Consider the following 20,330-nt stretch of genomic DNA (forward strand, 5'->3'; position numbering starts at 1 on the left):
TGGGCGGGCTTTTTTCACATCAGGCTGCTATTACAGCGCCATGTCGTGTTTCGCTGAAGGCGCAGCCTGCTGAGGCTGTGCTGCCGGCGCGTCTGCGGTTTTGCCTTCCATGTTGATCACGGGTGGCGTGGTCAGCTGCAGGGTCGCTGCGGTCTCATTCCAGACCTGCTGCAACAACGGCACGTTGTCATTCAGTTTCTGACCGTAGCCTGGGATCATTTTGTGGATCTTCGCCTGCCATTCCGGTGACTTAAACTCTTCCGGGAACAGTTTCTGCATCACGCTCAGAGAGATTGGCGCTGCGGTTGATGCACCAGGAGAAGCACCCAGCAGAGCCGCCACGGTTTTCTGCTGATCGGTCACAATTTCTGTTCCCAGTTTCAGCACGCCACCTTTATCCGCATCTTTCTTGATAATCTGCACACGCTGACCGGCCTGAATCAGTTTCCAGTCCTCTTTCTTCGCGTCCGGGTAGTACTCTTTCAGCGATTCGAAGCGATCTTCATCACTCAGCATCACCTGTCCAATCAGGTACTTTACCAGATCGAAGTTATCCATACCCACATCGGTCATTGGCACGATGTTATGGGTAGTGGTGGTGCTCAGCAGATCAAACAGCGAGCCGTTTTTCAGGAACTTGGTTGAGAAGGTCGCAAAGGGTCCAAACAGCACGACGCGTTTGCCATCCAGATAACGGGTATCCAGATGCGGAACGGACATCGGCGGTGCACCGGTTGAAGCCTGACCGTAAACTTTCGCCAGATGACGATCGGCGATAGCACTGTTTTCGGTGACAAGGAAAGAACCCCCGACCGGGAAGCCTGCATAGTTATCGGCTTCCGGGATGCCGGTCTTCTGCAGTAATTTCAGCGCGCCGCCGCCTGCACCAATAAAGACATATTTCGCGTCAACCGCACGTTCGTTGCCGTTTTTGGCATCTTTAATTGTGACGTGCCAGGAGTTGTCGCCGTTACGTTTGAAGTCGGTCACTTCCGATGAAGTTTCCAGACGGAAGTTATCATTCTTCTTCAGGCTGCCGATCAGCTGACGGGTAATTTCACCGTAGTTAACGTCGGTGCCGACTGGCGTCCAGGTAGCGGCCACTTTCTGCTGGGGATCACGACCTTCCATTACCAGCGGTGCCCACTGCGCGATCTGTTTATGATCGGTAGAGAACTTCATCCCCTGGAACAGCGCAGTTTTCTGCAGCGCCGCATAGCGTTTGGTCAGGAAGTCGACATTGTCGCCCCAGACAAAGCTCATGTGTGGCGTTGAGTTGATGAAAGAGCGCGGGTCGTGCATTACGCCTTCTTTAATCTGAGAGCTCCAGAACTGACGTGAAATCATAAAGGCTTCATTGATTTCCAGCGCTTTGGACACGTCGATCGAGCCGTCTTTACGCTCAGGCGTATAGTTCAACTCCATGTTAGCAGAGTGACCGGTACCGGCGTTATTCCAGCCGTTAGAGGATTCCAGCGCCACGCCATCCAGTTTCTCGACCATGATCTGTTTCCAGCCAGGCTGCAGCTCTTCCAGCATGGTGCCCATAGAGGCGCTCATAATGCCGCCGCCAATTAACAGGACATCGGTTTTCTCTGGTGAGGTTTCAGCGTGGAGGGCTGAAGAAACTAACAAGGCCGCGAGGGAAAGGGTGGGAATAACTTTCTTTGAATTCATCATTTTAATCTACAACTCAGACGGTACTGGTTAAAAAAAGTCCTTAAAGTTTAAAATAATGTTATTTATGAGTTAATGTGAAAATAGTTATAAAATTAAAAACAGCAATTTAGCCTTAATTTAATTACAAAAGGCTACCGGATTGCTCACATATTTTAATCACACATTAAGGGTGTCCTTTGAATTATACAATCCCCTAACCCAAATATTGTTATTGCGCTGTCGCCCGCGCGCAGACTGCTAAAACTGTACTGATGCGGTGAGTTAGCGTATGTTTCCAGCCGATCCCCCACCCGTGCTGAACATCGATGACAAGCCAACCACAGAACCGACATGCCGTGACGAAACGACCCATGAAACTCAGTACCCTGACCACCCTCATGATGACTGCGGTGATCGTTACCGTGCTGCTCGCTGTCCATCTGCTCTATTTCGTTCAGATTGATAACTTTGCCCAGTCGCATCTTAAAGATAAAGCGATGGCGGTGGCGCGAACGCTGGCAGACAGCCCGGAAGTGCAGCGCGGGTTACTGTTGCCAGACGGCAGCAGCCAGATTCAGCCGCTGGCGGAAGCCGCGCGCAAACGCAATGGCCTGCTGTTTGTGGTGGTGACGGACATGCGCGGCATTCGCTTTTCACATCCCAATGCCGCGGTGATCGGCAAACATTTTGTCGGCAATGACATCTATCCCACGCTGAGTGGCCGGGAAAATGTGGCGGTTAATCATGGCGTGCTGGTGGAGGCACTGCGGGTGTTTACGCCGGTCTATGACGCACAGCATCAGCAGATTGGCGTGGTAGCAATCGGCATTGCGCTGAATGATGTGGCAGCCCAGATTGCAAAGAGCCGCTGGAATATCGTCTGGACCGTCCTGTTTGGTGGTGTGGTCGGGCTGCTGGGTATTCTGATTCTGGTCAGGCGACTCAAGAAAATACTGCTGGGGCTGGAGCCACACGAAATCTCCAGCCTGTTTGAACAGCGCCAGGCGATCCTGAATTCTATTAAAGAAGGGGTGATTGCGGTCGATGATCAGTCACGCGTCAGCCTGATTAACCACGCGGCTCAGCAGCTACTGCATGAAACCACCCGCAGGATGCCGTTAAGCGGTGACCTGATTGCTGAGGAGAGCGTCATGCATCGTCATCAGCAGGATGCGCTGCATGCAGGCAAAGCCTGGCACGATCAGGAGCTGACGCTGGGTAATCGCATCCTGATCAGCAATACCGTTCCGGTGCGCAGTCGTGACCGCATTATCGGCGCGGTAACGACGTTCAGGGATAAGACCGAAATCAGCCAGCTGATGCAGCGTCTGGACGGCATGGTAAACTATGTAGATGCGTTACGTGAGCGGTCCCATGAGTTCATGAATAAGCTGCATGTGATTCTGGGCCTGCTGCATATGAAAAATTATGCACAGATGGAAGAGTACATCCTTAAAACCGCTAACGCCTATCAGACGGAGATCGGTTCGCTGCTGCAAAAGATCAAATCGCCGATCATTGCCGGTTTCCTGCTCAGCAAAATCAACCGGGTAACCGATGAAGGTCATCAGCTGATTATCGATGAGGCGAGCTTTCTGCCTGACTGCGGCAGCGAGGAGCAGAGCGCGGTTCTGATTACCGTGCTGGGCAATTTAATTGAAAATGCCCTTGAGGCGCTGGATCCGGAAACCGAAGGGGAAATTCACCTCATGCTGCATTATCAGAATGGCTGGTTAGCCTGCGAAGTGAGTGATGACGGGCCAGGTATCGACAGCTCGCAGCTCAACGCTATTTTTGAGCGCGGCGTCTCGTCAAAAGGTGACGATCGCGGTGTCGGACTGTTTCTGGTTAAGCAGCAAACCGAAAGCCTGGGCGGTAATGTCAGTGTTGAGTCGGAACCCGGTGTATTTACCCAATTTTTAGTGCAACTTCCGTGGGAGAGAGGAATGATTACCCAATGATCAATGTGTTAGTTGTCGATGATGACGCCATGGTAGCCGAGCTGAATCGCTGTTATATCGGGCAAATCCCAGGCTTCACCTGCTGCGGCACGGCCTCAACCTTACAGCAGGCCAAAGAGCGGCTGGCCGAGGCTGAACCACAGGTTGATCTGATCCTGCTGGATATCTATATGCAGCAGGAAAACGGTCTCGACCTGCTGCCGGAGCTGCGCAGCGCAGGACGCCCGGTTGACGTGATTATCATCTCGTCAGCGGCCGATGCCGCCACGATCAAGACCTCGCTCAACTATGGCGTAGTGGATTATCTGATCAAGCCCTTCCAGTTTGCCCGCTTTGAGGAGGCGCTGACCGGCTGGCGGCAGAAAAAATCGCTGATGGACAATCATCAGTTCTATCAGCAGTCGGACGTTGATCAGCTGTTGCATGGTAACCCACCCGGTGCCAGCGAACAGAAACGTCTGCCGAAAGGATTAACGCCGCAGACGCTGCGTACCCTGTGCCTGTGGATCGATGCTCATCCCGGCACCGAGTTCTCTACCGACGAACTGGCGACGGAAGTGAATATCTCGCGCGTTTCGTGCCGTAAATACCTGATCTGGCTGGCGCAGATTAATATTCTGTTCACCAGTATTCATTATGGGGTCACGGGCCGTCCGGTTTACCGCTATCGCCTGCAGCCGGAGTATCACACCTTACTCAAACAATACTGTCAGTGAACCAGCCGGTAGTCCGTGTCGAGTAACTGAAACGAAAAGTGACGTTGTGACGAGCAGATGATCTGCCTGTCACGGGTCACAAAGATAGCTTCAATGCCCGGTTTGTCGGCCAGGCAGGCGATACCCTTTTCAACGCCCAGCCCGTACAGCAGCGTCGTATAGATGTCGCCATCCAGCGAGCGCTCGGAAATCACGGTCACGCTCAGCAGCTCGTTATCCAGCGGATAACCGGTCTGTGGATCCAGGATGTGGTGATAACAGACCTCATCCAGCTCGAAATAGCGCTCATAAATACCGGACGTCACGACCGAGCGGTTATTTACACCGATGACACCGATTAGCGCATCGGCCTTACCAAACGGCTTTTTCAGACCGATTGCCCAGCCCGCCTCTTCAGGCGGCGCGCCCACTGTCTGAACGTTGCCGCCCAGATTGATCAGCGCACTGCTGACCTGCTGCTGACGCAAAAAGGCCTGGACTACGTCGGCGATATAGCCTTTGGCGATGGCACCCAGGTCAATCTCCATTCCTGGCCGTGCCAGCATCACGCTGCGGGTGGCAGCATCAAGGATCACGTCCTGCGGATTAATCAGCGTCATGCGCGCCTGAAGATCGGCTTCTGACGGAACGCTGTGGCCCTGAAAACCAATTTTCCAGCACTTCACCAGCGGACCGATAGCCAGATTAAACAGGCTGTCGGGCAACAGACTCACCGCATGCGCACAGGCGATCAAATCAAACACGGGCTGACTGACGACCACCGCATGCTCTCCTGCCGCGTGGTTAATCGCCATGACTTCCGATGCCGCGCGATTTACCGTGAAGAGATTCTCCTGCTGTTTGATCAGGCGGAAAACCTGTCCGGCAAGCGTCTGGTTGTCTTCGAAGAGTTTGAGCAGAATGGGCGAACCCATTAGTACAGCGGAGTAAGCATAGACACGCGCATCAGTTAACATAGGCGACTCTGCTTTATAGGGAAAAACCGGCACCCGCAGGATGCGGATGCCGGAGACTGCCGTTAACGTCGGGCGTAGGCGGCAGCGTTACCGCCAGCAAGGATACCGAAGATGATGATATCTGCAACGGCGTTACCGCCGATACGGTTCGCGCCGTGAATGCCGCCAACCACCTCGCCACACGCCCAGGCACCGTTAATCACCTGTTTCTGGCTGTCCAGCACCGCGGTGGTGGTGTCGATGGTGACGCCGCCCATGGTATGGTGCACGCCTGGTGCGACACGAATCGCGTAGAACGGCGCTTCGCTCAGCGGATGACGCAGCGCAGTCTGGCGACCGAAGTCTTCGTCTTTCTGCATGATGACGAAGTTGTTATAACGGGCCAGCGTCGCTTCCAGCGTGTGATGCTCACTCATGTTGAGTTTTACCGCCAGTTCCGCCACGGTCGGCGCGCTGACCACAAAGCCTTTGGCGATATATTCATCAGCCGCTTTGTTATTCATACGCACCTGCTCGTCAAACACAATCCAGGCACTTTTCTCTGGCAGGGCAATAATCTGCGCCGAGACTTTGTCGCGGGTTTCCATTTCGTTGTAGAAACGCTTACCGGCCTGACTGACAAGGATAGCACCGCCGCCACGAATCGATTCAGAGACCAGATAAGAGGTGGTCTGCTCAACGGTCGGGTGAATCTGGATTTCCTTCATATCCACGGTATCGGCACCAATTTTTTGCAACATCGCAATGCCGCTGCCGGTCGCGCCTGCGTGGTTGGTAGTCACGAAACCATCCAGTTCAGGACGGTATTTCACCACCAGCTCCCGGTTCGCACTGAAGCCACCGGTTGCCACAATCACGCTTTTAGCGTTCAGGATACGGCTGTCGTTATATTCATCGACTACTTTCACGCCCGCGACTGCGCCATTCTCATAGAGGATCTCAGCAACCGAGGTTTCCAGCAGGACTTCGATGTTGCGGCTGTTGATATTTTTTACCAGGCCGCTAATCAGGAAGCCACCTACCGCTGAACGGTCAGCCGGACGGTGAGTTCGGTCGATGCTCATCCCGCCGGTAATGGTGATGTCGTTAAGCTCAATGCCTTTACCCGCCAGCCATTCTATCGCCTCAGGTGCCAGGTCAACAAACTCACGCAGCAGCACCGGATTGTTTTTGAACTGACCGCCCTTCAGCGTCTCCTCAAAAAACAGCTCTTTGCTGTCTTCGATGCCTTTGAGTTTCTGGAAACGGGTTTCAGCGGCGTTCATGCCCACAGATGCTTTGATGGTGTTGCCGCCGATGGTCGGCATCTTCTCGATGATGACCACGCGTGCGCCTTCATCATGCGCCTGAATCGCGGCCGCCAGGCCGGCACCGCCGCTGCCCACAACCACCACATCGTAGTTCTGCGGTGCGTTAGGGTTACCACCCTCTTCAATCACATGCTCTTTGCTGGAGGTGGTCAGCGCACGGGAAACCGCTTTTTTCAGCGCTTCACTCTGGGTAGTCGCGCCGGTAATCGCATCAACGTGGGGACTGTTAGCCACCAGAATGCGGTTACGCAGACTTTCAAAGGTGGTGGTGAAGTCCACATCCAGCGTGTCGTCCGGCACCAGCGAGATGTCGGTGATACGGTCGGTATCCAGTGTGACGTTGATTTTCAGCTTCAGCGCTTCGGCTTCCACTTTCTCCTGGTAAACACCCGCTTTGTATTTGCGGCCCGATTCGCTCATGTCGCGGATCATCGCGTCAACCAGTGAGAAGCGCCACAGCGGTTCCGGGATCTGCAGCTCTTCGCGTTTATTGCTGTCGATGTAGAGTTCGAGATGTTCGTTATTGATGATGCGGTCAGCCCAGTTCGGATAGGCGATACAGGCTTTACCAATCGCTACCAGATCGTAGCCTTTTTCCAGCGCCAGCTCGGCGTCGGCTTTATTCACCACGCCGCCCACACCAATCACCGGCACTTTTGCCAACACAGGCGAACGCATCGCAACGAATTTCTCGATTAGCGGCGTCGGGTCCTGCGTATCGACAATGGACGGGCGCAGCAGCTGACCGACAGAGAAGTGAACATAGTCGAGTCCGCGCGCAGCCAGTTTTTCCAGCAGATAGAGAGTGTCATCAAAGCGGATGCCAGGGACTTCGATCTCCTCTGGCGAGAAGCGATAGCCGATGATGAACGAATTATGGGCAAAGCGCTCCGCCATCTTGTGGGTGATCTCCAGCACTTCCAGCGGGAAGCGTGCGCGGTTATCGCGGCTGCCGCCCCACTTGTCATCACGCTGGTTAGAGTTCGGAGAATAGAACTGCTGAATCAGATAGGTGTTAGCACCATGAATTTCGACGCCGTCGAAACCGGCTTTGATAGCACGGTTCACCGCATCACCAAATTTGGTGATCATGGTTTCGACTTCTTCGGCGCTCAGCGCCAGGGGTTTAGTTGCCCCTTCACGCGGTGCGGCAATGGCGCTCGGCGCAACCGGTGTTTTCCCGCCGATCAGTTCCGGCTCGACCATGCGGCCACCGTGATAGATCTGCAGAATGGCCGTAGAGCCTTCAGATTTAATCGCGTCCGCGATGCGTTTCAGACCGGGAATTTTGTTGTCGCTGTCGATAGCAATGGCACCCGGAAACGCCGGGCCGCGGTTATCAATGAAGCAGCACTCGACGATCACGGTTCCGATGCTGCCTGCACGTGCGCGGTAATATTCGACCAGTTCGCTGGTGACCGTTCCATCATAAAAACCGGTACAGGTGGTCATGGGGGCCATCACCAGTCGGTTTTTCAACACAGCGCCGCCAGGCAGGGTAAGGGGATTAAGGATGGGGGTGAGAGATTTCATTGCGATAAACTCCAAGATTTAAAAGTCTGGAAATTTTTTTAGCGGACGCAAATTATCGCTTAATTAAGTGGTCCGATGTCATGTGTCTAATATACCCTTTTCTTTGCTTTCATAAGCGATAAATTTACTTTTTTAACTTTTAAACGATTCAGAGTTTTTATTTGATGAATTCAGGAAGTGAAGTTATATTAATTGTTAACCATGGGTAACTAAAAATCAACCATTCATTTACATAAATAATTTACCCTTCATGATCAGGGTGTTAAGATGGATGCTTCGGCTCAGACCTTCCGGGGATTTGTCGATCAGCTTCACAAAACTGTCAGAATGTCGATGCCAGAAATATAAATAAAAAATAAATGTTAAAAATGAGGAATAATGAATAAATTTCTTTGATCTGGATCAAAATCTATATTTGCAAAAATCGCATCATATTTACATGGATTTAAATATGCTGCTCAATAGTCCAGCAGCAGATTAAAAAAATCAGTGCATCGCGGTTTATTCACACTATTAAGAATAAATAAGAAAGTCATCAGTGAAGGTCCGGGGCGCAAATCGCATTCTTCTCAACTTGCAGATAAAATACTATGAAACCACTCTCAGCTGTAACTGAACCCCCTAAAGCCGCATCTGCGGCGGCGGGTAAAAAGAAAGCTATCATGCTGGCGCTGCCAGTCATCGTTGCCGTGTTGCTGTTGCTGGTGCCGACGCCGGCCGGTCTCGAACCCTATGCCTGGCACTTCTTCGCCATCTTTGTCGGCGTGATTGTCGGATTGATCTTTGAACCGCTGCCGGGTGCTGTCATCGGCCTGACCGGCGTCGTCGCTATCGCCCTGTTCAGTCAGTTTGTCCTTTTCAGCCCGGCGGAACTGGCTGACCCGAAATTCAAAGTCGCCAGTGAGTCCTTTAAGTGGGCGGTCAGCGGTTTCGGCAACTCCACCGTCTGGCTCATCTTCGGTGCCTTTATGTTCGCCGCCGGATATGACAAGACGCAGTTTGGTCGTCGTCTGGCCCTGATTCTGGTGAAGTATCTGGGTCGCCGCAGCCTGACGCTGGGTTATGCCATTACCTTCGCTGACTTGCTTCTGGCACCCTTCACACCGTCCAACACCGCGCGCAGTGGCGGTACTATCTATCCTATTATCGCTAACCTGCCTCCGCTGTATGGCTCTAAACCCAACGACCCGAGCGCCCGTAAGATCGGTTCATATCTGATGTGGGTTGCCATCACCGCAGCCTGTATTACCAGCTCAATGTTCCTGTCAGCGCTGGCACCTAACCTGCTGGCACTGGCGCTGGTAAAAAGCATCATCGGTTTCGATATCTCATGGGGTATGTGGTTCCTGGCCTTCCTGCCGCTGGGTGTGCTGCTGATTCTGACTATGCCGCTGCTGGCTTACTGGTTCTATCCGCCTGAAGTCAAAATTAACGATGAAGTGCCGAAATGGGCTATCGCTGAACTGGAAAAACTGGGCCGCCTGACCCGTAACGAAATCCTGCTGCTGGTGTTCGTGGTCTGTGCCCTGCTGATGTGGATTTTCGCCACCTCATGGATTGAGCCTGCGATGGCTGCCCTGCTGGTGGTGGTACTGATGCTCTGGACAGGCGTCCTGAACTGGAACGACATTACCAGCAATAAACCGGCCTGGAACACCTTTGCCTGGTTCGCAACGCTGGTGGCGCTGGCTGATGGTCTGGCCCGTGTCGGCTTTATCGCCTGGTTAGGTAAAGAAGGTGGCATGCTGCTGCAGGGTTATGACCCACAGATTTCAGCCGTAGTGCTGTTAATCGCCTTCTTCCTGCTTCACTACCTGTTTGCCAGTACCACCGCGCATACCACTGCCCTGTTACCGGCCATGCTGACCATTGCAGCTTCAATCCCGGGCATCAATATGCCGGTCTTCTGCCTGATGCTGTGTACCTCTCTGGGTGTAATGGGCATCATCACCCCTTACGGCACTGGCCCAAGCCCGATTTATTACGGCAGCGGTTATCTGCCGACTAAAGATTACTGGCGTCTGGGTACCATCTTTGGTGCCATCTTCCTGGTCTCCATGATGGTGATTGCTTATCCGTGGATGGTGTGGATGTTCTGACGGATACAACATGCAGATCAACGCGTTATAAGATACCATTCCTTCACTTCCCCGCCGCACCCGCGGCGGGGAAGCATAATAAACAATGAATTCGCCTATGATGTTGCGCCTCGCAGCCTGCCCGCGGAGGTTCAGCCGGTCATTAAGTGAGAAAAAATGTCGAACAAACCTTTTGTCTATCAGAACCCTTTTCCGCTGTCCCACGAAGATACTGAATACTATTTGCTGACTCGCGAGCATGTCTCGGTCGCCGAGTTTGAGGGTCAGGAGATCCTTAAAGTCGACCCGCAGGCGCTGACGCTGCTGAGTCAGCAGGCTTTCCACGACGCCTCTTTCATGCTGCGTCCGGCCCATCAGCAGCAGGTAGCCTCCATCCTTGAAGATCCGGAAGCCAGCGACAATGACAAATATGTCGCCCTGCAGTTTTTAAGAAACTCTGAAATTGCCGCCAAAGGCGTGCTGCCGACCTGTCAGGATACCGGCACCGCGATCATCATGGGCAAAAAGGGCCAGCGCGTCTGGACCGGTGGCGGCGATGAAGCCGCGCTGTCACAGGGTATCTATAACACCTACATCGAAGACAACCTGCGCTATTCACAGAATGCTGCGCTGGATATGTACAAAGAGGTGAACACCGGCACTAACCTGCCGGCGCAGATCGACCTCTACAGCGTCGATGGCGATGAGTATAAATTCCTCTGTATCGCTAAAGGTGGCGGCTCCGCTAACAAAACCTATCTCTATCAGGAAACCAAAGCGCTGCTGAGCCCCGGCAAGCTGAAAAATTACCTGGTGGATAAAATGCGCACCCTCGGCACCGCAGCCTGCCCGCCTTACCATATTGCGTTTGTTATCGGCGGCACATCGGCTGAAAGCACACTGAAAACCGTTAAGCTCGCCTCTACGCACTATTACGACGGCTTACCAACCGAAGGCAATGAGCACGGTCAGGCTTTCCGCGACGTTCAGCTGGAGCAGGAACTGCTGGAAGCGGCGCAGCAGCTCGGCCTTGGCGCGCAGTTTGGCGGCAAATATTTCGCGCACGACATCCGCGTGGTCCGTCTGCCGCGTCACGGCGCATCCTGCCCGATCGGCATGGGCGTCTCCTGCTCGGCTGACCGTAATATCAAAGCGAAGATCAACCGCGAAGGTATCTGGATTGAGAAACTGGAAGCCAACCCAGGCCGCCTGATACCGGAAGCGCTGCGTCAGCAGGGCGAAGGTGAGGTGTTACAGGTTGATCTCAACCGTCCAATGGAGCAGATTCTGGCGCAGCTTTCTGCGTATCCGGTCTCTACCCGCCTGTCACTGACCGGTACCATTATCGTGGCGCGCGACATTGCTCATGCCAAACTCAAAGAGCGCATCGATAACGGCGAAGGATTACCGCAGTACATTAAAGATCATCCGGTCTATTACGCCGGTCCGGCCAAAACGCCTGAAGGTTATGCATCCGGTTCACTCGGCCCGACTACCGCAGGCCGCATGGACTCCTACGTTGATTTGCTGCAGGCCCACGGCGGCAGCAAGATCATGCTGGCAAAAGGTAACCGCAGCCAGCAGGTGACGGATGCCTGTCATAAACATGGCGGCTTCTATCTGGGCAGCATCGGTGGCCCAGCCGCGGTGCTGGCGCAGCAGAGCATCAAGAGTCTGGAATGCGTGGAGTATCCTGAGCTGGGAATGGAAGCGATCTGGAAAATCGAGGTGGAGAACTTCCCTGCGTTTATCCTGGTCGATGACAAAGGTAATGACTTCTTCCAGCATATTGAGCGCGCGCACTGCGCGAAATGCGTGAAGTAAAAGCTGCGTCAGATAAGAAAAAGCCCCGGTTTCGGGGTTTTTTTGTCACATAATCAGGGCTATTCAACTGCAATAATGTATATGCGCTGGAATCATTCTTAGTGACAGAACTATGTATTAACCAAGCAGCTACGAAAAAGTTTAATGCGCAGGGAATACAGTCAGAGGAGGAAAGCGTCCCGCGCCAGGACGGCGCGGGCCGAACGTGCCATGGATAGCGGTTTTTGCGTCTATCCGATCTGACTGTATTCCCTGAGCGAGGCTCAATCAAACCGCTAAGCCAACCCGACCTTTCCAGATAAATAAAAGCGCCGCTATCAGACCTTGTTAACCCCGCTGCAACCGCTGCAACGCCACATCGATCTGCTCATCGCCTTTGGTGAGTTCAATGATTTGATACTTAATCGCCGGATTCTCAATCAGCCCGACCAGCGTCGCCGCCACATCTTCGCGCGGGATCTCACCATAGGGGATCGCCAGATCTGCATGCACCCGACCCGTACCAGCTTCATCGGTCAGCGTGCCAGGCCGCAGGATCACCCACTCCAGCTTGCGCGCCACCAGCTCCGCATCCGCCAGACGCTTCACCCGCATGTAATTCTCAAATCCCTCTGATGGCGTTTTACCGCGGCCCGCATCCGGAAAAGCGGATACCAGTATAAAACGTGACACGCCAGCCTGTTCTGCGGCGGCGACAGCCAGCTTCAGCCCTTCACCGTCGATGGCATTGGTCAGCGCGATACCGGCACCGCCCGCACCCGCTGTAAAGACCGCCACGTCGTGACCGGTCATCAACGCTACCAGCGCCGTCACGCTAAGCTGCTGAATATCGCCCGCGACAGGCTTAGCGCCTGCGGCCTGCAGGGTATCAGCCTGTTCCGGCTTACGGTGCAATGCCGTGACAGTGTGACCTTTGCTGCTCAGCTGACGGGTCAGCTTTTGGCCCACCTTGCCCGCCGCACCGATAATGAAACATGTCGCCATAGGATCCACTCCTCCATTCACTGATCAGGTGTCAGAGTATAGCTATCTGCCAGAAACGAAACAGGCGCCTGATGCGGCGCCTGCTGGGTTTATTCCGGAATCACTTTTTCCGCTTTCAGTTTATCAAACAGCTGCGTAAAGGAGTCCAGCGTACTGCGGTAGCCGGTAAAGCCCGCTTTGCGGCTCTTACTCATGTCGGTGAAAGCTTCCATGGGGCGGCCCAGGTCGGCATCGGTATGCCACCATGAAGCCAGCTTAGTGACATCAGCCTCACGCAGCTGATGCTGTTCTGCAATCGCCCGCCATGCGCTATCAGCTTCCTGCATGCGATTTTCCAGCGGCATCATCTGCGCCGGGTACTCTGCGGCTTCGATACCGAAATAGTCAGCCAGTTTTGGCCACATCCAGTTCCAGCGGAACACATCACCGTTTACCGCGTTGAAATCCTGATTCGCCGCGTTTGGTGATGTTGCCGCCCAGTGCAGTTGCTCAGCCAGCAGACCGGCATCGGTCATATCTGCTATCCCGTTCCACTGCTCCGGCGAACCCGGGAAGATAAACGGCCAGCCCTTCTCTTTGCACAATGTTGCATAAACCGCCAGCGTCTGACCCATGTTCATCGCGTTGCCTACGGCATAGCCGATGATGGTATGCGGACGGTGGACGCTCCAGCGATAGTCATACTTCTCTGAGCCCGCGAACACTTCATCTTCCTGCGCATAGTAGAAGTTATCGACCGGCTGACGCCCCTGCTCTTCACGGAACGGCGTAACCGGCACGGCACCTTTGCCATACGCTTCAAACGGACCCAGGTAGTGTTTCAGCCCGGTCACCAGCGCGACGTGCGAACCTTTGAGGCGATCACCAAGTGCTTCAATTACGTTGCGAACCATGCCGCCGTTAACGCGGATGTTCTCTTTCTCATTTTCCTGACGCGCCCAGACGCTGAAAAACAGCGCGTCCGGTTTGACCTCTTTCAGTGCGTCACGCACAGCATCTGCATCGGTCAGATCGGCGGTCAGGCTGGTTGCGCCTTCAGGTACTGCACCACGTCCGCGTGACAGGCCACTGACCTGCCAGCCCTCCTGCTGTAATTTATCTGCCAGTGCGCGACCAATAACGCCGCTGATGCCCACAATCAAAGCGTGCTTTTTCATTTGATTTCTCCTCGTTTTGCGTAATGCTAAGCCTAATAGAGAATTCAGTTCTTATCTCTGGCATTTATTCACAGCATTCTCAACCTGAGTTCACTAATCGATGCACGATCATCGCCTCAAAGATATTCTGCCCTTTGTCGCCAGCGTGGAGTGCGGCAGCTTTACCGCCGCAGCTGAACGTCTGCACGTGACCGGTTCGGCGGTCAGTAAAAGCGTCAGCCGCCTGGAGACGCGCTTAGGCTCGCGGCTGCTGGAGCGCACCACGCGTAGCCTGAATCTGACCGACGCGGGCAGCGCCTATTATCAGACCTGTCTGCGGGTGCTGGAGGATCTGGCCGAAGCCGAGGCGGTACTGGCCGCCCAGCGCACCATACCATCCGGCCGTCTGCGTCTGGCGGTACCCACCACCTTTGGACGCCTCAATGTCATGCCGGTGCTTATGCCCTTCTGCCAGCAAAATCCGGAACTGGCACTGAGCCTGAGTTTGTCCGATCGCTTTGTTGACCTGTTTGAGGAAGGCGTGGATGTAGCAGTGCGGATCGGCGGTGCGCCCGACCTTCCCGCCTCGCTGGGCTGGCGTAATATGGGCCGCGAGAAAATGCAGTTCTGTGCTTCTCCCGCCTATCTTGACCGGGAGGGCCGTCCTGAAAATGAAGCAGCGCTGCTGAACCATCCTGCCATTCTTTATGAGCGCGTGGATGGCACAACCAAACCCTGGCTGTTCACCACCGAAGATGGCCAGCCCCACTGGCGCGACGTGCCCTACCGGCTGGCGCTGGGCGACGTCGATGCTCAGCTTCAGGCAGTCATTGCCGGGCTGGGTGTCGCGCAGATGCCCTCCTGGCTGATTCAGCGCGCCGTGGCCGCCGGTGAACTGGAAATTATTATGCCGCAGTTACAGCCCGACGGGCTGACGCTGAGCGTGGTGTGGCCACGCCGCAAACAGTTCCTGCCAAAAGTGGATGCTCTATTATCGGCACTCAACGCCCTCGCCATTCGCTGACACCGGCTTACTTCTGATTAATATGGTTGGGATATTTCATCCTGACCCTGTTCCTCTGTTCTTTACGGCCCGGCACTCGTGCCCATTCTTCCCTGCCCGAAATATCCGCAGTCTTTTATCCCCACAAATAAACCCTTTAAGTTTAATGCCTTTATTTCTGATTTGATGGAATCCCATCAAAATAAAAAGCGCGGAAGGCTTGAACTCACATAATGAAAACTAAGTTTCAAATATAATTTAACCCGAAATAAAAATATCAGTAGGGTGATGGCTTCTTCATGTTCTGACGTTTTGTCTTTGTTGTTATTACCAGGAGTTTTCATGGAAAAAGAACTTTATATTTCGTCGAACCCGGCCTCCGGTCCAAATAGCGCCACCCGCACCGAGCCTTTTGTGAAGATTATTGCGCTGGTCGCTACCCTGGGTGGATTGCTGTTTGGTTATGACACCGGAGTAGTTTCGGGCGCGCTACTGTTTATGCGCGGCGATTTGCATCTCACCCCGTTTACCACCGGCCTGGTCACCAGCTCCCTGCTGTTTGGTGCCGCCTTTGGCGCGCTGGCGGCCGGTCATCTGGCAGATGGCCTGGGCAGACGCCGCATCATCATTGCGCTGGCGCTGATCTTCGCCTTTGGCGCTATCGGCTCTGCCCTGGCGCCGGATGTGACCTGGATGATCGCCTCGCGCCTGTTCCTGGGCTTTGCCGTGGGCGGTGCCGCGGCCACCGTGCCGGTTTACATCGCAGAGATCGCCCCCGCCAATAAACGCGGCCAGCTGGTCACCCTGCAGGAGCTAATGATCGTCAGCGGTCAGCTGCTGGCCTATATCTCAAACGCCACCTTTAACGATATCTGGGGCGGCGAAAATACCTGGCGCTGGATGCTGGCGCTGTCGATAGTCCCCGCCGCTCTGCTCTGGATCGGCATGATATTTATGCCTGAAACCCCACGCTGGCATGTGATGAAAGGCCGCAGCCAGGCTGCGCGTGAGGTGCTGGAAAAAACCCGCGCCGCTGAAGATGTTGAGTGGGAACTGGAAGAGATTGAAGAAACCATCGAAGAGAACCGCCAGCGGGGTAAAGGCCGCCTGCGCGATCTCGCGACCCCTTGGCTGATGAAAATCTTCCTGCTGGGCGTTGGCATCGCCGCGATTCAGCAGCTGACCGGTGTCAATACCATCATGTATTACGCGCCCACCATGCTCACCGCTGCCGGGCTGAGCAACGATGCCGCACTGTTCGCCACCATCGCCAACGGGGTGATCTCCGTGGTCATGACGCTGGCCGGCATCTGGTTAATCGGCAAAACGGGCCGTCGCCCGCTGGTGTTAATCGGACAGATGGGTTGCACCTGCTGCCTGTTCTTTATCGGGCTGGTCTGCTGGCTGATGCCGGAATATCTCAACGGCACAGTCAACCTGGTTCGGGCTTATCTGGTGCTGGCGGGCATGCTGCTGTTTCTCTGCTTCCAGCAGGGTGCGCTGTCACCGGTCACCTGGCTGCTGCTGTCGGAAATCTTTCCGGCCAGGATGCGCGGCATCTGTATGGGCGGCGCAGTCTTCTCGCTGTGGATTGCGAATTTTGCCATCTCCATGGCCTTCCCGTTGTTATTAGCCGCATTTGGTCTGGCCGGTGCCTTCTTTATATTCGCCGCAATCGGCATCGGCGGTTCTGTTTTTGTTGTGAAGTTTATTCCTGAGACCCGGGGAAGAAGTCTTGAGCAGGTCGAGCACTATTTCTATGCGCTCTATAACGGCAACAAATAACCCCTGCTCGCTGTGAAAGAAATAAAAAATGTCATGAGGCATGACGACCTGATCGCCCTTAACACCGCACCCATAATTTAAGGAAACTGTTATGAGCCTGAATATTCCCAATGCGCGTTTTTGCGTCAATCGTAAAATAGCGCCCAGCCTGAGCATCCCGCAGTTTTTTGAACTGGTCAGCCAGCTCGGTATTCACAATGTCGAATTACGCAATGATATGCCCGGCGGACGCGTCACCGACGATCTCAGCGGCGATGAGGTGAAAGCGCTGGCGCGTGAGTCAGGCATCCGGATTGTCACCATCAACGCGCTCTACCCGTTTAACCAGCTGAATGAAGAGGTGCTGCAACGCGCCCGCCAGCTGTTAAGCGATGCGCAGGCTGTCGGCGCAGAATCACTGGTGCTCTGCCCACTCAATGACGGCACGCCCATCAGCGCCGCCGACACCATCAGAGCGCTGAAAACACTGGCCCCGCTGTTCGCCGACGCAGGCATTCAGGGGCTGGTTGAGCCGCTCGGCTTTCCACAAAGCTCACTACGTTCAGCAACCCAGGCGCAGACGCTCATCCGCGAAGCGGGCGTGCCGTTCCGCTTGCTGATCGACACCTTCCATCATCATCTGTTTGAGGATGCGGAGCAGACCTTTGAGCAGGCAATCGACATTCAGCAAATCGGTCTGGTTCACCTCTCCGGCGTCACCGACCCGCGCCCGGTCAGTCAGTTGACAGACGAAGAGCGCATTATGCTCAGCGCAGATGACAGATTGCGCAGCAAACAACAGGTCGAGCGGCTGGAGAAGATGGGCTACACCGGCCTTTATGCCTTTGAGCCGTTCTCCTCGGTGATGAACAGCTGGCAGGAAGCGGACATCACCCGCGAAATTCGCAACAGCATCCAGCTGTTAAACCACTCAGCGTAAGGAATCATTATGACCATTAACATTGGTGTTATCGGCACCGGCGCAATCGGCCGCGAACATATCCGCCGTTGCAGTACCGTTTTACAGAATGCGCGCGTGGTGGCACTCAATGACATCAACCGCGACAACTGCCAGCAGATTGTTGACGAACTGACACCGGAAGCGCGCATTTATGACAATGCGATTGATCTGATCAACGACCCGCAGGTTAACGCGGTGCTGGTCACCTCCTGGGGTCCGACGCATGAAGCCTTTGTGCTGGCCTGTATTGAGGCGGGCAAAGCGGTGTTCTGCGAGAAGCCACTGGCCGTTACCGCGCAGGGCTGTATGAATATCGTGGAGGCGGAGATCAAAGCGGGACGTCAGCTGGTGCAGGTCGGCTTTATGCGTCCTTACGACAGTGGCTATCGTGCACTGAAAGCGGTGATCGACAGCGGCGAGATTGGTGAGCCTTTAATGCTGCACTGCGCGCACCGCAACCCGGAAGTGGGTGACAGCTACACCACCGATATGGCGATCACCGACACGCTGATCCACGAACTCGATGTGCTGCGCTGGCTGCTGAATGATGACTATGCCAGCGTGCAGGTGATCTTCCCGCGTAAAACCCGTAAGGCGTCGTCCCACCTGCGTGACCCGCAGATCGTACTGCTGGAGACCACTAAAGGCGCGCGCATTGATGTCGAAATTTTCGTGAACTGTGAATATGGTTACGACATTCAGTGTGAAGTGGTGGGTGAAAGCGGCATTGCACGCCTGCCGGAGCCGGTTTCGGTGCAACTGCGCAGCGCGGCAAAGCTCTCGACCACCATTCTGACGGACTGGAAAAAGCGCTTTATCGATGCCTATGACGTGGAGTTACAGGCCTTTATCAACAACGTCATCAGCGGTGAGATGACCGGTCCCTCCGCGTGGGATGGCTATGCCGCTGCCGTAGCCGCCGATGCCTGCGTTGCGGCGCAGACGTCCGGCGGGATCGTGCCGGTTACTATGCCAGCCAGACCAGCGTTTTATCGCTGACAGGAAAAATGCACGGTGGAATTCCACCGTGCACTTCGCTGTCCCTCCCCCTTTTCAGTAACGCTTCCCGCTATGGCTAATCAGGCAATCCACTATCTTAAATGCGGGCCGCAAAATTATGCGGCCGCTGAATAGTTACGGCGCGGTGATGACAATGGCCACGCGTCGGTTCTGCGCACGACCCTGCGCGCTGTTGTTGCTGGCAACCGGTGAACTCATACCCAGGCCACGCGTCACAATATTCTCACGCGGTATCGCCGCGCCTTCCGCCCACTGAGCCGCGACCGCGTTCGCTCTTTTTAGCGACAGCTGCTGGTTATAATCGGGTTTACCGTAATTGTCAGTGTGCCCGTCTATGCGTACATGCTGAATACCGGTCGACGCCAGATTTTTCGCCATCCCCTGAATGGTGAGCTTACTGGAGGGTGTCAGCTCTGATTCGTTCACACCAAACAGGATCTTATCGGATAAGCCTAACCCCCAGCCTTCCATATTCTGCGTGAATCCGGCACTTTTCATCGCTGCGATTTGCGCGTCGCTAAAACGCGCTTTTGACTGACAACCGACCAGCGCCAGCGTAAGCAATAGCAGGGAAAGGTTTCTCTTCATATTTACGCCCTATTTTTTCGCTTATTTTTGTACATGTTCATATCGGCACGTTCGAGGATTGATTCAACCGTATCACCAGGCTGTGACCACGCGTAGCCAATGGTTACCGAGGTCGTAACCGGCATGCCCTCTGCAATAAGAATGTGTTCCCCGATGGTGTCGTCAATGCGCTGCATAAGCTGCTGTAACTGCGCTTCACTGGTCCGGCTGCTGACCAGCATGGCAAATTCATCCCCACCTAAACGCGCGACTAAATCCTGTTCAGACGCCAGCGATAAAAGACGCGAGCCTATCGCTTTTAATACTTCGTCTCCGGCGGCATGACCCCAGTTATCATTGATGCTCTTGAAGCGATCGCCATCCAGAAACAGCAGCGCAAAGCGTTCGTGCTCATGTGGCTGGTCAAGGCGTTGAGTCAGGCGAGCAGAGAAGGCGCTGCGGTTGGCAAGACCGGTCAGCGGATCGGATAGCGCTTTCGCTGCCAGCGAGCGATTGTCACGAAGCAACGACGCCTTGAGTGACTGCATCTCCATCAGCAGGGAGTTGAGGTCATCGGAAAAGAGCTGAAATTCTCTGATCGGGCCACCCGGAATACGCAGGGAAAAATCACCCGAGTGAATCACATAGTGAATCGAACTGGTAATGGTGCGGAGCGACGCAATAATACCCCGATGCAGAAATTCACTCAGCATCAGCGAAATAATCAGCACGCAGAGCATCCCGACAGAGAGGATCATGAAGGAGTATTGAAGGAAACTCACCGCGCCGGTCACGGTGCCTTCCAGCGTCAGGGTGCCGACAACGACGTCAGCATGAATGATATTAACGTTAAGCGGT

At 54.5% G+C, this 20,330-nt stretch carries 15 protein-coding genes; 8 read left to right on the forward strand and 7 right to left on the reverse strand.

Annotated elements, in window-relative coordinates:
* Positions 1 to 30 precede the first annotated feature (30 nt).
* Positions 31 to 1,680: a malate dehydrogenase (quinone) gene (mqo, locus tag BY447_RS22260; protein ID WP_033785040.1), complete on the reverse strand. Its 1,650-nt coding sequence runs from the start codon at positions 1,678 to 1,680 to the stop codon at positions 31 to 33.
* A gap of 350 nt (positions 1,681 to 2,030) precedes the next feature.
* Here mqo and BY447_RS22265 point away from each other — a divergent pair, with 350 nt between their 5' ends.
* Both BY447_RS22265 and dcuR read left to right on the forward strand, forming a co-directional pair.
* On the forward strand, positions 2,031 to 3,620 hold the full coding sequence (locus BY447_RS22265; protein WP_323859533.1) for a sensor histidine kinase: 1,590 nt from the start codon (positions 2,031 to 2,033) through the stop codon (positions 3,618 to 3,620).
* Positions 3,617 to 4,336, forward strand: a complete 720-nt coding sequence (dcuR, locus tag BY447_RS22270; RefSeq protein ID WP_033735650.1) for a two-component system response regulator DcuR — start codon at positions 3,617 to 3,619, stop codon at positions 4,334 to 4,336. The genes BY447_RS22265 and dcuR overlap by 4 nt, the downstream gene beginning before the upstream one ends.
* Here the strand turns inward: dcuR and BY447_RS22275 are convergent.
* Positions 4,330 to 5,292, reverse strand: a complete 963-nt coding sequence (locus BY447_RS22275; protein WP_033785036.1) for an FAD:protein FMN transferase — start codon at positions 5,290 to 5,292, stop codon at positions 4,330 to 4,332. The genes dcuR and BY447_RS22275 overlap by 7 nt on opposite strands.
* 62 nt (positions 5,293 to 5,354) lie before the next feature.
* A complete protein-coding gene (locus BY447_RS22280; protein WP_107320460.1) occupies positions 5,355 to 8,135 on the reverse strand; it encodes a flavocytochrome c in 2,781 nt (926 codons plus the stop codon).
* Between the two features lie 590 nt (positions 8,136 to 8,725).
* Here BY447_RS22280 and BY447_RS22285 point away from each other — a divergent pair.
* Positions 8,726 to 10,234 (forward strand): anion permease, encoded by a 1,509-nt coding sequence (locus BY447_RS22285; RefSeq protein WP_033785035.1) that lies wholly within the window; start codon positions 8,726 to 8,728, stop codon positions 10,232 to 10,234.
* 156 nt (positions 10,235 to 10,390) lie between these two features.
* Positions 10,391 to 12,037, forward strand: a complete 1,647-nt coding sequence (gene fumA / locus BY447_RS22290) for a class I fumarate hydratase FumA (protein ID WP_033785034.1) — start codon at positions 10,391 to 10,393, stop codon at positions 12,035 to 12,037.
* Positions 12,038 to 12,364: 327 nt separating this feature from the next.
* On the opposite strand, the gene BY447_RS22295 is transcribed toward fumA, so the two are convergent.
* Both BY447_RS22295 and BY447_RS22300 read right to left on the reverse strand, forming a co-directional pair.
* Complete coding sequence (locus tag BY447_RS22295) at positions 12,365 to 13,021, reverse strand: SDR family oxidoreductase (RefSeq protein ID WP_110332272.1); 657 nt, start codon at positions 13,019 to 13,021, stop codon at positions 12,365 to 12,367.
* Positions 13,022 to 13,110: 89 nt separating this feature from the next.
* A complete protein-coding gene (locus BY447_RS22300; RefSeq protein ID WP_110332273.1) occupies positions 13,111 to 14,178 on the reverse strand; it encodes an SDR family oxidoreductase in 1,068 nt (355 codons plus the stop codon).
* 100 nt (positions 14,179 to 14,278) lie between these two features.
* On the opposite strand from BY447_RS22300, the gene BY447_RS22305 reads away from it, so the two are divergent.
* The 4 genes from BY447_RS22305 to BY447_RS22320 all read left to right on the forward strand — a co-directional run bounded on the left by BY447_RS22305 (position 14,279) and on the right by BY447_RS22320 (position 18,884).
* Positions 14,279 to 15,181 carry a LysR family transcriptional regulator gene (locus BY447_RS22305; RefSeq protein ID WP_107320384.1) on the forward strand — a complete coding sequence of 301 codons (903 nt, stop codon included), beginning with the start codon at positions 14,279 to 14,281 and terminating at the stop codon, positions 15,179 to 15,181.
* A gap of 321 nt (positions 15,182 to 15,502) precedes the next feature.
* Positions 15,503 to 16,945, forward strand: a complete 1,443-nt coding sequence (locus BY447_RS22310) for a sugar porter family MFS transporter (RefSeq protein WP_033785029.1) — start codon at positions 15,503 to 15,505, stop codon at positions 16,943 to 16,945.
* A 91-nt stretch (positions 16,946 to 17,036) separates the two neighbouring features.
* Positions 17,037 to 17,864, forward strand: a complete 828-nt coding sequence (locus tag BY447_RS22315) for a TIM barrel protein (protein WP_110332274.1) — start codon at positions 17,037 to 17,039, stop codon at positions 17,862 to 17,864.
* A 9-nt stretch (positions 17,865 to 17,873) separates the two neighbouring features.
* Positions 17,874 to 18,884, forward strand: coding sequence for a Gfo/Idh/MocA family protein (locus tag BY447_RS22320; RefSeq protein ID WP_107320387.1), 1,011 nt, complete (start codon positions 17,874 to 17,876; stop codon positions 18,882 to 18,884).
* A 135-nt stretch (positions 18,885 to 19,019) separates the two neighbouring features.
* Here the strand turns inward: BY447_RS22320 and BY447_RS22325 are convergent, their stop codons facing one another.
* Both BY447_RS22325 and BY447_RS22330 read right to left on the reverse strand, forming a co-directional pair.
* Complete coding sequence (locus BY447_RS22325) at positions 19,020 to 19,493, reverse strand: OmpA family protein (RefSeq protein ID WP_033785025.1); 474 nt, start codon at positions 19,491 to 19,493, stop codon at positions 19,020 to 19,022.
* A 2-nt stretch (positions 19,494 to 19,495) separates the two neighbouring features.
* The coding region (locus tag BY447_RS22330) for a diguanylate cyclase domain-containing protein (protein ID WP_110332275.1) at positions 19,496 to 20,330 on the reverse strand (835 nt) is incomplete at its 5' end.

The organism is Pantoea sp. JKS000250 (assembly GCF_003201065.1).
GTDB classification, from domain to species: domain Bacteria; phylum Pseudomonadota; class Gammaproteobacteria; order Enterobacterales; family Enterobacteriaceae; genus Pantoea; species Pantoea vagans.

What these genes read in the sequence shown, in the direction of transcription:
- BY447_RS22305 (WP_107320384.1), top strand. Translation starts at nt 14,279, where the DNA reads ATGCACGATCATCGCCTCAAAGATATTCTGCCCTTTGTCGCCAGCGTG.
- BY447_RS22315 (WP_110332274.1), top strand. Translation starts at nt 17,037, where the DNA reads ATGAGCCTGAATATTCCCAATGCGCGTTTTTGCGTCAATCGTAAAATA.
- dcuR (WP_033735650.1), top strand. Translation starts at nt 3,617, where the DNA reads ATGATCAATGTGTTAGTTGTCGATGATGACGCCATGGTAGCCGAGCTG.
- BY447_RS22325 (WP_033785025.1), bottom strand. Translation starts at nt 19,493, where the DNA reads ATGAAGAGAAACCTTTCCCTGCTATTGCTTACGCTGGCGCTGGTCGGT.
- BY447_RS22265 (WP_323859533.1), top strand. Translation starts at nt 2,031, where the DNA reads ATGAAACTCAGTACCCTGACCACCCTCATGATGACTGCGGTGATCGTT.
- BY447_RS22300 (WP_110332273.1), bottom strand. Translation starts at nt 14,178, where the DNA reads ATGAAAAAGCACGCTTTGATTGTGGGCATCAGCGGCGTTATTGGTCGC.
- BY447_RS22275 (WP_033785036.1), bottom strand. Translation starts at nt 5,292, where the DNA reads ATGTTAACTGATGCGCGTGTCTATGCTTACTCCGCTGTACTAATGGGT.
- BY447_RS22295 (WP_110332272.1), bottom strand. Translation starts at nt 13,021, where the DNA reads ATGGCGACATGTTTCATTATCGGTGCGGCGGGCAAGGTGGGCCAAAAG.
- BY447_RS22285 (WP_033785035.1), top strand. Translation starts at nt 8,726, where the DNA reads ATGAAACCACTCTCAGCTGTAACTGAACCCCCTAAAGCCGCATCTGCG.
- fumA (WP_033785034.1), top strand. Translation starts at nt 10,391, where the DNA reads ATGTCGAACAAACCTTTTGTCTATCAGAACCCTTTTCCGCTGTCCCAC.
- BY447_RS22320 (WP_107320387.1), top strand. Translation starts at nt 17,874, where the DNA reads ATGACCATTAACATTGGTGTTATCGGCACCGGCGCAATCGGCCGCGAA.
- BY447_RS22310 (WP_033785029.1), top strand. Translation starts at nt 15,503, where the DNA reads ATGGAAAAAGAACTTTATATTTCGTCGAACCCGGCCTCCGGTCCAAAT.
- BY447_RS22280 (WP_107320460.1), bottom strand. Translation starts at nt 8,135, where the DNA reads ATGAAATCTCTCACCCCCATCCTTAATCCCCTTACCCTGCCTGGCGGC.
- mqo (WP_033785040.1), bottom strand. Translation starts at nt 1,680, where the DNA reads ATGATGAATTCAAAGAAAGTTATTCCCACCCTTTCCCTCGCGGCCTTG.